General features: G+C 36.6%; 19 protein-coding genes. 15 read left to right on the forward strand and 4 right to left on the reverse strand.

Going from position 1 to position 16,839, the window contains the following annotated elements:
• Nucleotides 1-20: 20 nt before the first annotated feature.
• The 3 genes from K9M53_RS01740 to K9M53_RS01750 all read left to right on the forward strand — a co-directional run bounded on the left by K9M53_RS01740 (nt 21) and on the right by K9M53_RS01750 (nt 3,877).
• Nucleotides 21-1,499 (forward strand): MBOAT family O-acyltransferase, encoded by a 1,479-nt coding sequence (locus tag K9M53_RS01740; protein ID WP_224017393.1) that lies wholly within the window; start codon nt 21-23, stop codon nt 1,497-1,499.
• A 228-nt stretch (nt 1,500-1,727) separates the two neighbouring features.
• Nucleotides 1,728-2,297: a hypothetical protein gene (locus K9M53_RS01745; protein ID WP_224017395.1), complete on the forward strand. Its 570-nt coding sequence runs from the start codon at nt 1,728-1,730 to the stop codon at nt 2,295-2,297.
• Entirely contained in the window at nt 2,201-3,877 is a 1,677-nt protein-coding gene (locus tag K9M53_RS01750) for a T9SS type B sorting domain-containing protein (RefSeq protein WP_224017398.1), read from the forward strand. The genes K9M53_RS01745 and K9M53_RS01750 overlap by 97 nt, the downstream gene beginning before the upstream one ends.
• A gap of 7 nt (nt 3,878-3,884) precedes the next feature.
• On the opposite strand, the gene K9M53_RS01755 is transcribed toward K9M53_RS01750, so the two are convergent.
• From K9M53_RS01755 to K9M53_RS01765, 3 genes are read right to left on the reverse strand one after another with little or no spacing between them, the layout of a single operon-like run.
• The gene (locus K9M53_RS01755; protein WP_224017401.1) at nt 3,885-5,099 is read right to left on the reverse strand and encodes an alanine dehydrogenase; all 1,215 of its coding nucleotides are present in this window, start codon (nt 5,097-5,099) and stop codon (nt 3,885-3,887) included.
• 39 nt (nt 5,100-5,138) lie between these two features.
• Complete coding sequence (gene tsaE, locus K9M53_RS01760; protein ID WP_224017403.1) at nt 5,139-5,546, reverse strand: tRNA (adenosine(37)-N6)-threonylcarbamoyltransferase complex ATPase subunit type 1 TsaE; 408 nt, start codon at nt 5,544-5,546, stop codon at nt 5,139-5,141.
• A gap of 60 nt (nt 5,547-5,606) precedes the next feature.
• Nucleotides 5,607-6,059: a GNAT family N-acetyltransferase gene (locus K9M53_RS01765; protein ID WP_224017405.1), complete on the reverse strand. Its 453-nt coding sequence runs from the start codon at nt 6,057-6,059 to the stop codon at nt 5,607-5,609.
• Nucleotides 6,060-6,125: 66 nt separating this feature from the next.
• On the opposite strand from K9M53_RS01765, the gene K9M53_RS01770 reads away from it, so the two are divergent.
• The 12 genes from K9M53_RS01770 (at nt 6,126) to K9M53_RS01825 (ending at nt 15,843) form a co-directional block, all read left to right on the forward strand.
• A complete protein-coding gene (locus tag K9M53_RS01770; protein WP_224017407.1) occupies nt 6,126-6,920 on the forward strand; it encodes a thymidylate synthase in 795 nt (264 codons plus the stop codon).
• Nucleotides 6,921-6,929: 9 nt separating this feature from the next.
• Nucleotides 6,930-7,421: a dihydrofolate reductase gene (locus K9M53_RS01775; protein WP_224017410.1), complete on the forward strand. Its 492-nt coding sequence runs from the start codon at nt 6,930-6,932 to the stop codon at nt 7,419-7,421.
• Between the two features lie 113 nt (nt 7,422-7,534).
• Entirely contained in the window at nt 7,535-8,332 is a 798-nt protein-coding gene (locus K9M53_RS01780; protein ID WP_224017412.1) for an O-methyltransferase, read from the forward strand.
• A gap of 33 nt (nt 8,333-8,365) precedes the next feature.
• The gene (locus K9M53_RS01785; protein WP_224017414.1) at nt 8,366-9,490 is read left to right on the forward strand and encodes a Re/Si-specific NAD(P)(+) transhydrogenase subunit alpha; all 1,125 of its coding nucleotides are present in this window, start codon (nt 8,366-8,368) and stop codon (nt 9,488-9,490) included.
• 23 nt (nt 9,491-9,513) lie between these two features.
• Complete coding sequence (locus K9M53_RS01790) at nt 9,514-9,822, forward strand: NAD(P) transhydrogenase subunit alpha (protein WP_224017416.1); 309 nt, start codon at nt 9,514-9,516, stop codon at nt 9,820-9,822.
• 199 nt (nt 9,823-10,021) lie between these two features.
• A complete protein-coding gene (locus K9M53_RS01795) occupies nt 10,022-11,374 on the forward strand; it encodes an NAD(P)(+) transhydrogenase (Re/Si-specific) subunit beta (RefSeq protein WP_390687218.1) in 1,353 nt (450 codons plus the stop codon).
• A 136-nt stretch (nt 11,375-11,510) separates the two neighbouring features.
• Nucleotides 11,511-12,044 carry a hypothetical protein gene (locus K9M53_RS01800; protein ID WP_224017420.1) on the forward strand — a complete coding sequence of 178 codons (534 nt, stop codon included), beginning with the start codon at nt 11,511-11,513 and terminating at the stop codon, nt 12,042-12,044.
• A gap of 8 nt (nt 12,045-12,052) precedes the next feature.
• On the forward strand, nt 12,053-12,346 hold the full coding sequence (locus K9M53_RS16150; protein ID WP_224019167.1) for a Dabb family protein: 294 nt from the start codon (nt 12,053-12,055) through the stop codon (nt 12,344-12,346).
• Nucleotides 12,347-12,403: 57 nt separating this feature from the next.
• Complete coding sequence (locus K9M53_RS01810) at nt 12,404-13,801, forward strand: methyltransferase RsmF C-terminal domain-like protein (protein ID WP_224017422.1); 1,398 nt, start codon at nt 12,404-12,406, stop codon at nt 13,799-13,801.
• A 53-nt stretch (nt 13,802-13,854) separates the two neighbouring features.
• Nucleotides 13,855-14,844 (forward strand): muramidase family protein, encoded by a 990-nt coding sequence (locus tag K9M53_RS01815; RefSeq protein ID WP_224017424.1) that lies wholly within the window; start codon nt 13,855-13,857, stop codon nt 14,842-14,844.
• 39 nt (nt 14,845-14,883) lie between these two features.
• Nucleotides 14,884-15,486: a nitroreductase family protein gene (locus K9M53_RS01820; RefSeq protein WP_224017426.1), complete on the forward strand. Its 603-nt coding sequence runs from the start codon at nt 14,884-14,886 to the stop codon at nt 15,484-15,486.
• 51 nt (nt 15,487-15,537) lie between these two features.
• Nucleotides 15,538-15,843 (forward strand): barstar family protein, encoded by a 306-nt coding sequence (locus tag K9M53_RS01825; RefSeq protein WP_224017428.1) that lies wholly within the window; start codon nt 15,538-15,540, stop codon nt 15,841-15,843.
• A 10-nt stretch (nt 15,844-15,853) separates the two neighbouring features.
• On the opposite strand, the gene fmt is transcribed toward K9M53_RS01825, so the two are convergent.
• Entirely contained in the window at nt 15,854-16,837 is a 984-nt protein-coding gene (gene fmt, locus K9M53_RS01830) for a methionyl-tRNA formyltransferase (RefSeq protein WP_224017430.1), read from the reverse strand.
• Nucleotides 16,838-16,839: the final 2 nt, after the last annotated feature.

The following is a 16,839-nucleotide window of genomic DNA, read 5'->3' on the forward strand; positions in this document are numbered from 1 at the left end:
GTGCTTAAATTGTGATATCAATGCAATTAGATTTTAATAAACTTATTGAAGAACTTTCTTACAATCCTAAAGAACCTCTGTTATTCAACAGCGGCTTTTTTATCTGGTTCTTTGCATTGTTCATTATCACGTATTCGCTGGTAGCACATTACAGGAATGCAAGAGTGATAACATTTGTACTGTTCTCTTTATATTTTTTCTACAAAGCTTCCGGATGGTTTGTAGGGCTGGTATTGCTTTCTGCGGTTATTGATTTTACACTATCCAATCTTATTTACAAAACGATCAATACACATAAAAGAAAGGCATTGCTGGTTTTAAGTGTTGTACTTAATCTTGGAATGTTGTTTTATTTCAAGTACACCAATTTCTTTATTCAATTATACAATGAGGCTTGCAATGGACATATACATCCATTGAATTTGATATTGCCTGTTGGTATTTCTTTTTACACATTTGAAAATTTGAGTTATACGGTAGATGTCTATCGCGGACATTTTAAACCCGTCAGCCGGTTTATAGATTACTTGTACTTTCTTTCTTTTTTTCCAAAATTGATGATGGGACCAATTGTACGTGCTGCCGATTTTTTGCCGCAATTGAACAAGCCTTATTTTGTAAGTAAAGAAGATTTTGCATCAGGTTTTTATCTCATTTTTTCCGGCTTATTTAAAAAGATCGTTATCTCCGATTTTATCAATGTAAATTTTGTTGGTTACATTTTTGATGATCCAAGCAAGCATACAGGGTTGGAATGCTTGCTCGGCGTATATGGCTATGCGCTAGTTATTTATTCTGATTTTTCCGGTTACTCCGATATGGCGATTGGTATTGCCAGGTGGTGCGGATTTAATATTCCTCCCAATTTTGATTCACCTTATCAAAGCAGTTCTATTACTGAGTTTTGGCGCAGGTGGCATATCTCTTTATCAAGCTGGCTACGTGACTATCTCTATATCCCGTTAGGAGGTAACCGAAAAGGAAAAGTTCGCCAGTATGTAAACTTATTCATCACAATGTTATTAGGTGGTTTTTGGCACGGCGCTAACTGGAATTTTATCATCTGGGGTGGTATGCACGGTGCTGCATTAAGTGTTGACAAAGCAAAAGATTGGGTATGCGATAAATTGCGTATCAACAAAAAACAGGTCATCTTAAAAGCAATAGGTATAATTGTCACGTTCAACTTCGTTTGCTTTTGCTGGATATTTTTCAGAGCTAATTCATTAGGCGATGCACAAGCAATGCTGCATCAAATATTTTTCAATTTTGATGGAAGTGTTTGGAAAGAATTATATTCTAATTATCAATCTGTATTTCTAATAATGTTGATTGGATTTGTATTGCATTTTGTAACAAAAAAGCAAGAAGATACCATTAAAAACTCTTTAGTAAATCTTCCATTAGCCGGTTATCTTACGATTGCTTTTATTCTCTTTTTTATTTTCATTCAAATAAAAACAGCCGAGCCTGTAATGCCGGTTTACTTGCAATTTTAAAAATACGCTACTTCAAAAATTTGTAACCAGATTAAGACTAATTGTTATTTAATCTTTTCATTACCATTGACTTAAATCAAAATTTTTGTTTTTGTTGACAAATGTCATCCCTTAATTTTGTTGGTATCGACAATGACTTTACTTTTTAGTTTACTTGCGTTTCATTTTTCTGAAGGCAATGGAATCTAAAAAAGTTTTTAAATGTTGATTTTTTAAGTACCCATCCCAATGAAAACAATTTTTGTTATAACAATGCTATTGGCTGTTTTGAGCAGCTCTTCTCAAAACTGTTTTGATACTTCTTATAAAAAGTTATTGAGCAGCCCCGGCTCTATTTTAAATAGCAATCAATATATACTTAATAAAGACGGCAGTTCAATTTTGATCGGAAGCGTTATTGATTTAAGTACTTACGATACATCTGTTAATGTTATTAAGCTTTCATCGGCAGGCACCATTGAATGGTCGAAGAAAGTAACTATGCCGAACGATTTTTTATCTTATGGCAGTTTATCGTGGGAAGCAACCATATTATCTAATACTGATATTGTTTTATTGTTGAAAGGAAGTATATCTAACGGACTTACGTTGATTAAATTTAGTAGTTCAGGTAATTTAGTTTGGGTTAAAAGAGTACTGCCTGATAATACCGATTACCTGGATATGGAAACAGCGAGATTGTATTTGTTTGGAAATGATCTTTGGATATCCTGCATGGCGCAGCAACAGGTAGACATGTACACACAGCTATCAGGGAATACTATCTTAAAATTGATACTGCTGCTAATGTGCTGTTGAATAAATTTTATTACAATTCAGATGCCTGTAGCGATATAGTTCCTGCAACCCTATGTGAAAGTGCAGATAGCATTATTGGTATTGGCAGAATTTTTTATCGCACCTGTGTTAATCGGCCAACTGGCAGCAATCAGCAGGAAAATAAATATTATGGAATGAAGATCAGTAAAAACAGCGGCGAACTGGGCAAAACCGTTTATTGTTCTATTACTAACAATGTGGATTATTTTCAACCAGGTACAGGTGGCTATGCGCCTTTATCTTCTAGCTACATAAATACAACAAAAGATAGTTTTTATTTAGTATCTCTAACAAATCGTGTAAATGGAAATACAGCTTATGGCAGCTATAAAATAGGATTTGATTCAACGCTTACTTTTTACGACGGATCCGTTTATTATCATACGGATAAAGCATTGCCTCAATTAAGCAGGCTTGATATCGACGCTAATAATAATGCAAATATTATTTTTTGGGATACCCGTAGCGCTGTACAATATATAGCTGGGTTTACGGGAGACAGTTTTATATATCAACAAAAACTGAATGCCCCGGTTAATGCATTGGAAAGCTACCCGGTAGATTATCCTTTTGTATATAAAAGCCAATACTTGTGTGTTGTTGGTAATTATATTGGTATGCGCAAAGGGTTTTTACAGATAACACAATTTACCGGCAGCGAAAAAAAAGATGATTGTTTCAGACAAGATGTAAATTTTATTCAAACGGCTCCTGTACGGGTAACAAGTGTTGCTTCTTCTTTCTTAAATAAGCTGGATGGCTCATTGGTAAAAACTATTGTTGTTCCTGCCAGTACAACAGATCTTCTTATTACAGTTACATCATCCTGCATGCAGGTAAATAAAACAGTTCTGCCTGCTGCTACGCTTAATTTAGGAAGAGATACGATTTTATGTACTAATAAAATTTTTCAACTATCTCCTAATAGTAAGTTTAAAAATTATTTGTGGCAGGATGGTTCAACTAATTCAACATACATGGTTAAACAAACAGGGCAATATTTTTTACAAGCAACCGATTATTGTAGTGCTATTGTTTCAGATACGATCAATGTAACAATAGATACTATTGGACGTTTTTTAAATACAACCGCAGCTGTTTGTGAGAACAATAATTTAACTATTGAACCTGACCGTTCGTTTGATCACTACTTGTGGAATACCGGAGCTACAACTAAAAGCTTAACTGTTCAACACGCGGGAAAATACTGGCTTACAATAACCGCCGATAATTTGTGTAATCTTACGGATACTATTACTGTAACAGAAAAAGATTGTGCGGCAGGATTGTTTGTTCCGGGATCATTTACTCCTAATAATGACGGATTGAATGATGTACTTAGACCTGTAACTTTTAATACGAGTATTATTCAATCTGATTTTTTAGTGTATGCCCGTTCCGGTCAATTAGTTTTTAAAAGTACAGAACTTAACAACGGTTGGAATGGAACTATAAACGGCACACAACAAAACACAGGAACCTTTATATGGATCTGGCGATATAAATTAAACAGCGGAGTAGAAGAAGTACAAAGAGGAACGGTATTACTGTTACGATAATTGTAGCCTATCGCTTACTTGCGATCAATAAATTCAGATCGGTATATTTTAAATGAAAACGTTCACTTAAATAAAAATTGGTGAGCGCTCCTTTGAACATATAAATACCGCTACGGATATTGATACGATACCAAACCATATTTTCAATACCGCCATCATCGGCAGTATCTAATAATAACGGCATCAATACATTGCTGATAGCCTGCGATGCTGTACGGGCAAAGCCGCTTGGTATATTCGGCACACAATAATGTATTACATTATATTTTCTGAAGATGGGATTTTCATGTGTAGTAACCTCGCTTGTTTCAAAAACGCCGCCACGATCAATACTCACATCTACAATAACAGTACCCGGACGCATATTGCTTACCATATCTTCGGTAACTACGATCGGCGCTCTGCCTGACATGCCGGACAATGCACCTACCGCCACATCGCAGGTTTTTAACTGCTTCGCCAAAATTTTAGGTTCAATAACGGAGGTCCACAAGCGACCCCCTATATTATTCTGTAATCGTTTTAAACGATAAATGCTGTTATCAAAGATCTTTACACTGGCACCCATTGCGAGTGCTGTACGAGCGGCATATTCACCAACGATACCGGCTCCAATAATAATAACTTTTGTTGGAGGAATTCCGCTGATGCCTCCAACTAAAACACCTTTTCCGTCATTGGCATTGCTTAAATATTGCCCGGCGATGAGCATAACAGCGCTGCCTGCGATCTCACTCATGCTGCGCACTATAGGATTATGTCCACCATCGTCTTTTAAATTTTCAAAGCTTAATGCAGTGATCTTTTTGTCCATCATCTTCTGCAGTATTTCACGCTTCATGACTGGTAGATGTATGGGAGAGATAATGTATTGTCCCGGTTTAAGCAACTCACATTCGGCTTCGCTGACAGGAGCGCTTTTTACCAGGATATCACTTTCATAAACCGCTTTTTTATCGTACGCTATTTTAGCGCCTGCATCACTGTAATCTTTATCAGTATAGCTGGCGCCATCACCGGCTTTACTTTCCATTATAACTCTATGCCCATTGGCAATCATTACACCAACTGCTTCGGGAGTAAGTGCAATACGGTTCTCGTTAAAAGATGCTTCTTTAGGAATGCCAATAAAAAGTAATTCGCCTTTGGGTTTTACGTCGAGCATTTCTTCCATTGTCTCGTACGTAAACGAAGGGGATATAACGGGTTTAGATGTAGCCATGTGGTAAATTAAAAATTAAAAATCAAAAATTACAAATTATTACCATTGTATTTTTCTTGTGCTTTCGTTAATAACCGAAATAGTTATGTACAGCGTGTTATCAGGGAAGAGATCGGGAGCTTTTTCCGGCCATTCTACCAGGCAGGTATTCCCTGAATACAAACAATCTTCTACTCCGGCATTGATCGCTTCTTCATTACTTTTTAATCGGTATAAATCCAGGTGATAAACAATATCACCATCGATCGTATTATATTCATTGATGATAGAAAAAGTAGGGCTGCTTACAACGTCTATGACCTTTAGCGCTTCGCAGAGTGTGTGAATAAAAGTGGTTTTACCGGCGCCCATTTCTCCATGAAAAGCAAAAACTTTTTTATCGCCGGCATTATTCAATAATTTAATTGCAATCTCTTTAATAGTATCAAGATTAAAACTTATATACATTTGGCAAAGATATTTTTCATTGGCGGTAAATAGAATTAAGAGCACTAAAAACTACGATTTTTATAATGGCAAAGCTCCATTCAGCCATTCACCGTCAAACTCAACATTACCTAGTTTTTTATAGAAATTGATGGCAGGTTCGTTCCAATCCAGCACTTGCCAGGTAATGCCACTGAATTTTTTCTCTTTCGCTTCCTGGATCAATGCATCAAACAGTAATTTACCAATCCCTTTACCACGATATTCTTCGGTTACCAGTAAGTCTTCGACGTACATACGCTCTCCTTTCCAAGTGCTGAAGCGGATATAGTATAAGGCAAAGCCAATAACAATCCCCGCTTCCTCAGCTACAAATGCCCACCAGGCAGGCTTTTCGCCAAAGCCACTTTTTGCCAGATCATTAAAATCGATAATAACTTCCTCTGGCTTCTTTTCATATAACGCTAATTCATGCACCAGCTGCATTATTTGCTCGCAATCTTCTTTAAGCGCTTTTCTGATAGTTATATTCATAGCAAGGGCAATTTACCTTAATAACTTTTCACTTTTCACTTTTTACTTTTCGCTTAATTTGCAGTTATGCAGCAGTATTTAGATTTACTTCAACATATTATTGACAAGGGTGCTGATAAAAGCGATCGCACCGGAACAGGTACTCGTAGTGTATTTGGTTATCAAATGCGGTTCGATTTGAACAAAGGATTTCCGATGGTCACAACAAAAAAGACACATTTAAAAAGTATCATTTACGAATTGCTTTGGTTTTTACAAGGCGATACCAATATTAAATATTTAAAAGATCATAACGTAAGCATTTGGGATGAATGGGCTGATGAGAATGGAGATCTTGGTCCGGTGTATGGCAAACAATGGCGCAGTTGGGAAGGTGCCGATGGAAAAGTGGTAGACCAGATCTCTGATCTAATAAAACAAATAAAAACAAATCCTGATAGCAGAAGATTAATTGTGAGTGCGTGGAATGTGGCTGATCTTCCAAAGATGAAGCTGATGCCTTGTCATTGTTTGTTTCAATTTTATGTGGCAGATGGAAAATTAAGCTGTCAATTGTATCAAAGAAGCGCTGATGTGTTTTTAGGAGTTCCTTTTAATATTGCATCGTATGCATTACTTACAATGATGATTGCACAGGTTTGCGATTTAGGTGTAGGAGATTTCGTGTGGACGGGCGGTGATACGCATTTATATAATAATCATTTTGAACAGGCCCAATTGCAATTAACACGTACGCCGTTTCCTTTATCACAGATGAAAATAAATCCTTCAGTTAAAAATATTTTTGATTTTAAGTTTGAAGATTTTGAATTGGTAAACTATCAATCACATCCGGCAATTAAAGCGCCTGTTGCTGTTTAAAAATTAGTTATGATAATCTCTCTTATAGTTGCAGCTTCTGAAAACAATGCCATTGGTAAAGACAATAAGTTGCTTTGGCATTTGCCCAACGATATGAAGTTTTTTAAAAACACTACCTGGGCAATGCCTGTAATTATGGGGCGCAAAACATTTGACTCTTTAAAGAAAGCATTACCAGGCAGGATCAATATTGTTATCACCCATCAAAAAGATTGGAAAGCAGAAGATGCTGTTATTGCTAAAGACTTAAACGATGCAATGAAAAAGGCAGAAGCTACTCATTGCAAAGAAACATTTGTAATTGGCGGCGGAGAGATCTTTAAGCAATATTTAAAAGTAGCAGATAAAATTTATATAACAAGAGTACATGCAGATCTTGAGGGCGATACTTTCTTCCCTATAATTGATGAAAAGAAATGGAAGCTGGTTTCAAGTGATGATTTTAAGAAAGATGAGAAACATAAATACGATTATTCATTTCAGCTTTGGGAGAAAAAATAACAGCCTCCCCACCCCCTCCCAAGGAGGGGGTGATAAACACTTCAAAGAATGAAAAGCTTTTTAAATAATTATTTTCTTCACAAAGTCCCCCAACGGGGGATTTAGGGGGCTTTATGTATTCCACTTTCAAACTAGCCAAAAAATATCTTCACTACTATTTTACTGCATCCAATGGTAAAGGTCACGGCGTACATTCTCCGTTTGTATTCGATTTTATTATAAAAGTGTTGCAGGATAAAGAACAGTACGATTGTTATCAGCAAATAGAAGTTGTAAGAAAGCAACTCATCAGCAATACACAAATAATTCATGTAGATGATTTTGGGGCAGGCTCTACCGTAATGAAGCAGAATGAACGAAAAGTAAGCGACATTGCCCGTTCATCCCTTAAGCCAAAAAAATATGCGCAATTATTGTTCAGGATAATACAATATTACAAGCCGCAAACTATTGTTGAATTAGGAACATCTTTAGGCATCACTACCTCTTATTTAGCATTAGGTAATGACAATGCAACTGTTTATACTTGTGAAGGCGCACCGGCTGTAGCTTCTATCGCAGAACAAAATTTTGATCAGCTTAAGGTAAAGAATATTGAAATAGCACAAGGCAACTTCGATGAAACATTGCCTTCTGTTCTTACTAAAATAAAAAATATAGATTTTGCTTTTGTAGATGGTAATCATCGTAAAGAACCAACGTTGAAATATTTTCATCAATTGCTTCAATATTCAGGCGATCATACCATTTTGATTTTTGATGATATTCATTGGAGCAAAGAAATGGAAGAGGCCTGGCATGAAATACAACAGCATGAGGCTGTAACACTTACAATCGACCTGTTTTTCATTGGCATCGTTTGCATGAAAACCGACTTCAAAGTAAAGCAGCACTTCTCAATACGGTATTGATTTTTTACTATCTTCGCCGCAATTTATAAAGCTATGACTGTTGGCGTTTTAAAAGAACCTACTTCGGAAACAAGAGTTTCCCTGCTTCCTGAACATTTAGCAACATTAAAAAAGTGGAAAGTGGATGCATTGATCGAAAGCAATGCAGGCGCTTCTTCTTTTGCAAGCGATGATAAATATGCAGAAAGCGGTGCGAAAATTTCCGATCGCAATAATGTGTTAAGTAATTCGGATATTATATTATCTATAAACCCATTGACTGATGCTGATGTTGCAACGTTGAAACCGGGTGCAGTAGTGTTGGGCGTATTTCAGCCGCTGTTCAATGCTTCATTAATAAAAACCTGGGCAGCAAAAGGCTTAAATGTTTTCAGCATTGATATGATACCTCGTACAACCCGTGCGCAAAGCATGGATGTATTGAGCAGCCAGGCAAACATTGCGGGCTACAAAGCGGTGTTGTTAGCAGCTAATAAATACCCAAAATATTTTCCCATGTTCATGACGGCAGCCGGAAGCATTCCGCCTGCAAAGATGCTGATATTGGGTGCAGGTGTAGCAGGCTTGCAAGCTATTGCAACTGCAAAGCGTTTGGGTGCGGTGATTGAAGTGTTCGATACTCGTCCTGCAGTGAAAGAAGAAGTAATGAGCTTGGGTGCAAAGTTTGTAGAAGTGGAAGGAGCTGCCGATGCAAGTAAAGCCGGCGGTTATGCAGTAGAACAATCAGAAGAATTTATGCAACGTCAAAAAGCAAAGATTGCTGAAAGTGTTGCCAAAGCAGATATTGTGATTACTACAGCGCAAATTCAAGGACGTAAAGCGCCAATATTAATTACGCAACAGATGATCGAAGGAATGAAAAGCGGTTCAGTGATCATTGATATTGCTTCTTCAACCGGCGGTAATACAGAGCTTACAAAAAATAATGAAACAGTTGTACACAACGGCGTTAGCATCATCGGAAACTCTGCATTGGCGGGTGATATGCCAAGCGATGCAAGTAAGTTGTATGGTAAAAACGTTCTTAATTTTTTACAATTGATTATTGATAAAGAAGGTCAATTACATTTAAACTTTGAAGATGATTTAGTGAAAGGTTCCTGCATGGCAACCAATAACGAAGTAACCAACGACAGAGTAAAAGCGCTTTTGGCGTAAAACCAAATAAATAATTTTTGAAGATGGAAAGCATTTTAAATTTTATATCAGAAAATCAACAGATCATCTACATCGTAATACTGATGATATTTGTTGGTATTGAAGTGATCGGTCGTGTACCAAGCGTGCTGCATACACCATTGATGAGTGGCGCCAACGCTATTCACGGAGTAGTAATTATCGGGGCTATCATTGTAATGGGACAAGCACCTACTGATAATTACCTGGCATTGATCTTAGGATTTTTGGCGGTAGTATTGGGAACATTAAACGTGGTAGGTGGCTTTGTTGTTACCGACAGAATGCTGGAAATGTTTAAGAAGAAAAAATAATGCCCCAACCCCTAAAGGGGCTTCCGGCGCAGCTTTTATAAAAAAGTACTTTTATACAATTGGCAATTAAAAAGATTTTTTAAAACTAAAACTCCTCATAACTCCCCTTTAGGGGTTGGAGGCAAAATATATTATGGGACTCAGTTTACTTACTCTTTGCTATCTAATAGGCTCAATAACTTTTATAGTTGGTCTTAAAATGTTATCCAATCCTGCTACTGCCCGTAAAGGGAATTTAACAGCAGCATTTGGTATGACGATAGCTATTATAGGAACTATCTTCTTATATAGAAATGATGAGGGACAAAAATTAGGTAACTACCTATGGATATTTGCCGGTTTGGCAATTGGTGGTATTGTAGGAACATTAGCTGCTAAAAAAGTAAAGATGACCGCAATGCCTGAAATGGTAAGCCTTTTCAACGGTATGGGCGGCGCTTGTGCGGCATTGATATCATTGGTAGAGTTCAATCACTTATCACATGAAATTGCAACACAGGGAATAGCAGTGGCGCATACAGGAAAATTATTGGTAATAGGATTAGGTTTATTAATTGGTAGTGTATCCTTTGCCGGTAGTATGATAGCCTGGGGTAAACTAAATGGTAAAGTAAAAGATTTCAGTTTCGCCGGACAAGGATTATTGAACATGATCTTTTTATTAGTTGCAATTGCAGCGGTAATATACCTTATCATCGACCCGACACAAGGACATTTAATCTATGTAATACTTGTATTGGCTTTATTGTACGGTATATTGTTTGTAATGCCGATCGGAGGTGCCGATATGCCGGTGGTAATTTCTTTATTGAACTCGTTTACCGGTGTGGCTGCGGCTTTTGGTGGTTTCTTGTATGATAATAAAGTAATGTTGACTGGTGGTATTTTAGTGGGTGCCGCAGGTACTTTATTAACGCTGTTGATGTGTAAAGCCATGAATCGCTCTTTAAAAAATGTATTGATTGGTTCATTCGGCGGTGGCAACAAGGCAGCAGCAGCAGGGGGTTCAAAAGAGCAAGGTGCTTACAAAGAGATTTCTTTAAGCGATACAGCAATGGTAATGAGCTATGCTACAAAAGTGATGATCGTTCCCGGTTATGGTTTAGCGGTAGCACAAGCACAGCATACCTGCCACGAGTTAGAAAAAATTCTTACTGAAAAAGGAGTAGAAGTTAAATATGCTATTCACCCGGTTGCAGGTCGTATGCCTGGTCACATGAACGTATTATTAGCTGAAGCAGATGTTAGTTACGATGTATTACTGGAAATGGAACAAGCCAATGACGAATTTAAAACTACAGATGTAGTGTTGATATTAGGTGCGAATGACGTAGTAAATCCTGCGGCTAAAAATGATCCTTCATCACCTATATATGGAATGCCTATTTTAGAAGTAGAGCAGGCAAAATCTGTTATCGTTAATAAGCGTAGTATGAAACCCGGTTATGCAGGTATCGAAAATGACCTGTTCTTTCAGCCAAAAACATCCATGCTTTTCGGGGATGCTAAAAAAGTATTACAGGACTTGGTTACAGAAATTAAATCAGTTTAAAAAACTTTCAGGATAATTTTATGTAGTAGGCTGCAATACTACTATTCAACATTGTTGTGTCACTCACTTGTGCTGCATGCCTATCTTCGTCGTTTACTTTGTACATTTGATGAGTTTAATTTTAAAATAAATTAAAATGACACCAAGAACTTTTTTTACTATAGTAATTAAAATCTTAGGTATCTATATTGTACTTGAATCCTTATCAGTAATTGCACAATTTATTTCTACGTTTTTTTATTATAAGAATGATGGTGATAGAAGTTGGCAGGAAATGGCATATTCGTCGTTTGTGATCTGTTTGGTAATTGGAGTTTATTTATTGGTCCTGCGTGTTCTTGTTTTTAAAACAGATTGGGTTATTGATAAATTAAAACTTGATAAAAATTTTCCCGAAGAGAAAATTGAAATTAATTTACATCGCTCAACAGTATTAAGCATAGCCGTAATTGTTATTGGAGGATTAATTTTTATTGATGCACTTCCGCTTTTTTGCAAGCAGGTGTTTATTTATTTTCAACAAAGATCTCTTTTTAGAGAAAACTTTGTTCAACAACCAACAAATGGCTGGATAATATTTTACGGTGCAAAAGCATTTGTTGGAGCTTGTATTGTAATTTATCAGCGAACAATTGTAAATTTTATAGAATTTAAAAGAAAGAAAATATAAATCATGTTATCTCATCAGTATTCTTCTGGTTAAAACCGGAAACAACTGAACAACAAAAAGCAGAATTTAAAGCAGCGTTAGAATCTTTAAAAGGTGTTGAAACCATACAATCAATCTATATCGGAACACCTGTTCCTTCTATCAATCGCCCTGTGGTAGATACAACTTACAGCTTTTCATTATTAATTGTATTTAATGATCTGGCTGGGCATGATGTTTACCAAATACATCCTCTACACAAAGCATTCTTAGATGGCTTTAGAACATATTGGGATAAAGTGATAATCTACGACGCAGAATAACAAAGGTGATCATTATTTATCTAGCCGGGTTATTTTTATCTTTGATAAAATAACTCAGTGAACGATTTACCTATCTCTTTATTAAACTCATTAGAGAACTTACAAGGCTTCAACAAAGAGGCATTTCAAAGCGTACATCAATCCGGAGAACAGGTTACTTCTATCAGGTTCAACAATACTAAAATTCCAAATTATAAATTCCAAATCGCAGATCTGGAAACTGGAATTTGGGATCTTGAATTTTCAAAGATTCCATGGAATTCCCACGGCTATTATCTTTCGCAGCGGCCTTCCTTTACACTTGATCCATTATTTCATGCAGGGGCTTATTATGTACAGGAAGCCAGCAGTATGTTTTTGGAAGAAGTAATTAAGCAAACAGTTGATCTTTCTGCTTCAATAAAAGTATTGGACTTATGTGCAGCTCCCGGTGGCAAATCAACCTTGATACACTCTTTAATTTCAAAAGATAGTTTGCTTGTAAGTAATGAAGTAATCAAAACAAGAGTAAACATCTTATCAGAAAATATGACTAAATGGGGCGCCGCTAATGTAATTGTTACAAACAATGATCCCAAAGATTTTCAACGACTGGAAAGTTTTTTCGATATAATTGTAGTAGATGCTCCTTGCAGCGGTAGTGGTTTGTTTCGGAAAGATAATGATGCCATTACAGAATGGAGCGAAGAAAATGTAAACCTCTGCAGTCAGCGGCAGCAAAGGATTTTGGCAGATATACTCCCGGCTTTAAAAGAAAATGGCGTGCTTATTTATTCTACTTGTTCTTATTCAAAGGCAGAAGATGAAGATATTGCCAACTGGTTAACGAAAGAGCAAAAATTGATAAGTTGTAAATTATCGATAAATAATGAATGGGGAATAGTAGAAACTCAGTCTGCAGAAACCAATGCTTACGGTTATCGCTTTTATCCTGATAAAGTAAAAGGGGAAGGTTTTTTTATTGCAGCTTTCAAAAAGCAGTCTACAGAAAACCATCTCCGACAAATTAAAAATCTAAAAAACCAGGCAAAGCTATCTGCCAAAGAAATTGACACGATAAAACCATATATACAAAACGTAGATGATTATATTTTCATAAAACAATACGAAGATATTTTAGCATTACCTGCAAGCCTTGAAAATGACCTGGGTATCATACAATCGTCTCTATATATTAAAAAAGCAGGTGTAAAACTGGGTTCTATTATCCGTAACGAATTAATACCGGATCATGAACTGGCAATGAGTACACTGCTAAATAATGACTTGCCTGCCATAGAAGTCGATAAAGAAACTGCGTTGAATTATCTTCGTCGTTCAGATATAAAGCCGGACGTTGATCATAAAGGATGGCTATTGATCAGTTACCAACAGATTCCTTTGGGATGGGTAAAAGCCCTGCCCAATCGCATTAATAATTATTATCCCAAAGAGTGGCGTATTCTGAATAAGTAATACAACCGCAACCATTAAATTTCTCATATTTTTGTAAAAGAAAAACTTACAGCATGAAGCGCTTAATAATAATATTGTTTTTATTGCCATTGTTTGCAGTTGCTCAAACAACATTAAAGGTGGAAGGAACTTCGCCTAATTTGTATATTCTTCATACGGTGGTAGCAAAAGAAAATTACTATAGTATCGGGCGTTTATATAATATCAGTCCGAAAGTATTTGCACCTTATAATAATCTTACGTTAGATAAACCTTTAAACCTGGGACAAACCATTAAGATCCCTCTAAATGAAACCAACTTTTCCCAGGGAACAGCGGCAGGAGATGGAGAAGTATTGGTGCCGGTTTATCATACGATAAAAGATAAAGAAGGATTGTATCGTGTAAGCACCAATTATAATAAAGTGCCTGTTGCAACATTAAAAACATGGAATAAGTTAAACGGTGAAGTGGTTGACAACGGCACAAATTTGATCATCGGGTATTTGAAAGTAAAAAAAGACCTTTCAGCATTTGCGGCACAGGGAACTACAGCACCTGTTGCTACTGCTCCTGTAAAAAAAGAAGAAACATCAAAAGAAGTTCCGCCTACACCTAAATCTGCACCTGTTAAAGAAACAAAGAAGGACGAGGTTGTTGTAGCTCCTCAACCCAAGCCTGAGCCTAAAAAAGAGATATCTACAGAAACAGTAGTAACTACACCTGTAGTTGGAAAAGGATTTAACGGAGGCATCTTTAAAGCAGATTACAATAAGCAGGTGTCGGGCAATGATGTTGCTTCTGAAAGTGGCGCCGGCAGCATTTTTAAAAGTACCAGTGGTTGGGAAGATGGTAAATATTATTGTTTGAATAATACAGCCACTCCGGGTACCATTATTAAAATAACGAATCCTGCTAATGGAAAAAGCGTGTATGCGAAATCGTTAGATGGTATTCCTGATATTAAGCAAAATAATGGGCTGGCTGTTCTAGTCAGCAATGCAGCTGCATCTGAATTAGGAGTTGATGGTAAGTTTGATTGCAAGCTGGAATTCAGTAAATAATTATAAGCCTGTCAGCCTGCGCTTGCCAAAGAAAGGCTGATGAAAACATTTTACACAATGGAGAACTCATTTTCTGTTCTTTCTTCAATTATAAAAGAACGTAGAAGTACCAAACCTGCACAATTGAATGGCAGTGTCATTCCTGATGAACAGGTAGAAAAATTATTAGAGCTGGCAGATTGGGCACCCAATCATGGAAATACAGAACCATGGCGCTTTATAGTGTATGCAGGCGCTGCAGCAAAATCATTTTGTAAAGATCATGCTGATCTGTATAAACGTATGATACCTGCCGAAAATTTTATGCAGGGCAGTTATGATAAGATCATTGAAAATGGGAATCATGCTTCGCATATAATTGTTGCTGTTATGCAGCGTGGCAAGTTGCCAAAAATTCCTTTGTGGGAAGAAGAAGCTGCAACTGCCGCCGCGATGCAAAACATTTTGTTAGGCGCTACAGCGTTGGGTATCGCATCTTTCTGGTCAACAGGCGGCATGGTACATAATCCGGCTATGAAAGATTTTTTGCAGTTAAATGAACATGACCGTGTAATGGGTATTTTGTTTTTAGGATACAGCGATGCAGAGAATAAAGGCAAGCGTACCATTCCTTTGACAGATAAGGTGAAATGGGTGAGTTGATTTTGTTACCGGCATTTGTATTTCAATACGCCATATCTTTTTCAGATATAAATGAACAGGAAGCAAGTTATAATTAACGGTAATAATTTCGAAACTTTAGAAGAATTTTATTCTGAGATGGATAACGTATTTACTAAAGATCTTGATTGGACCACTGGACATAACTTAGACGCTTTTAACGATTTATTAAGAGGAGGTTTTGGTGTTTATGAATACAAAGAACCAATACTATTGATTTGGGAAAATTCAGCTAAAAGTAAAATAGATTTAAGCTCGTTGAAAGAAAATAAAACTATTTATGAAATCCTGTTAAGTATTATAAGCGAACATGACCATATTCAATTTATCGAAAACTGAAAGAGTTGTTTTATACAAACCGATGCCCTCTTAAAAAATCGTCTACATTCATTTTCTTTTTTCCTTCCAATTGTAATTCAGTAATATTAATATAGCCATCTGCAGCAGCAAATTGAAACGAGGTTTTATTATCTATTCTATATTTTCCCGGTTCTATGGAAGGAGTAGTTTTTTCTTTATTCGCTTTGTATATCTTCAACAGCTTGCCATCTAAATGCGTAAATGCAGCAGGATAAGGTGATAAACCCCGAATTAAATTATATACTTCATCAACCGGTTTGGTCCAATCTATCTTGCAAGTATCTGTAAATAGTTTAGGAGCGTGTTTAATTGAGTATTGAGTATTTTCTTGAGAGATTTCTTTAATTGAACTATTTGCTATTCCTTCAACAGTTTTTACTAATAATTGTGCGCCTACTTCTTTCATTTCGTCATGCAACTCACCCGCCGTTTCATCGGCACGAATAATAATTTTTTCCTGTAATAAAATATCCCCAGTATCGATCTCATGTTTTAATTTAAAGGTAGTTACTCCTGTTTCTTTTTCGCCATTAATAATTGCCCAGTTAATAGGCGCAGCACCACGATATTGAGGTAATAATGATCCATGCACATTAATAGTTCCCATTGGGGGCATATTCCAAACCACTTCCGGTAACATTCTGAATGCTACTACAATTTGCAAGTCAGCATTCAATGTTTTAAGCTGTTCTAAAAATTCAGGAGATTTTAATTTTTCAGGTTGCAAAACATTCAGACCATTCTCAACTGCATATTTTTTTACAGCGCTTTGCTGCAAGTGCATTCCACGCCCTGCGGGCTTGTCGGGAGCTGTTACAACACCAACAATATTCATTCCTGCTTTTACCAGCGCATCTAATGATGCTACAGCAAATTCAGGAGTACCCATAAATATAAGTCGCCCCCCTTTCTTTCTAAAGGGAGTATTGGAAGCATTATTCAATTCAGAAGTATTATTTAATTCGCCGTTCATGT

The sequence above is a fragment of the Ferruginibacter albus genome (assembly GCF_020042285.1).
In the GTDB taxonomy this organism is placed as follows: domain Bacteria; phylum Bacteroidota; class Bacteroidia; order Chitinophagales; family Chitinophagaceae; genus Ferruginibacter; species Ferruginibacter albus.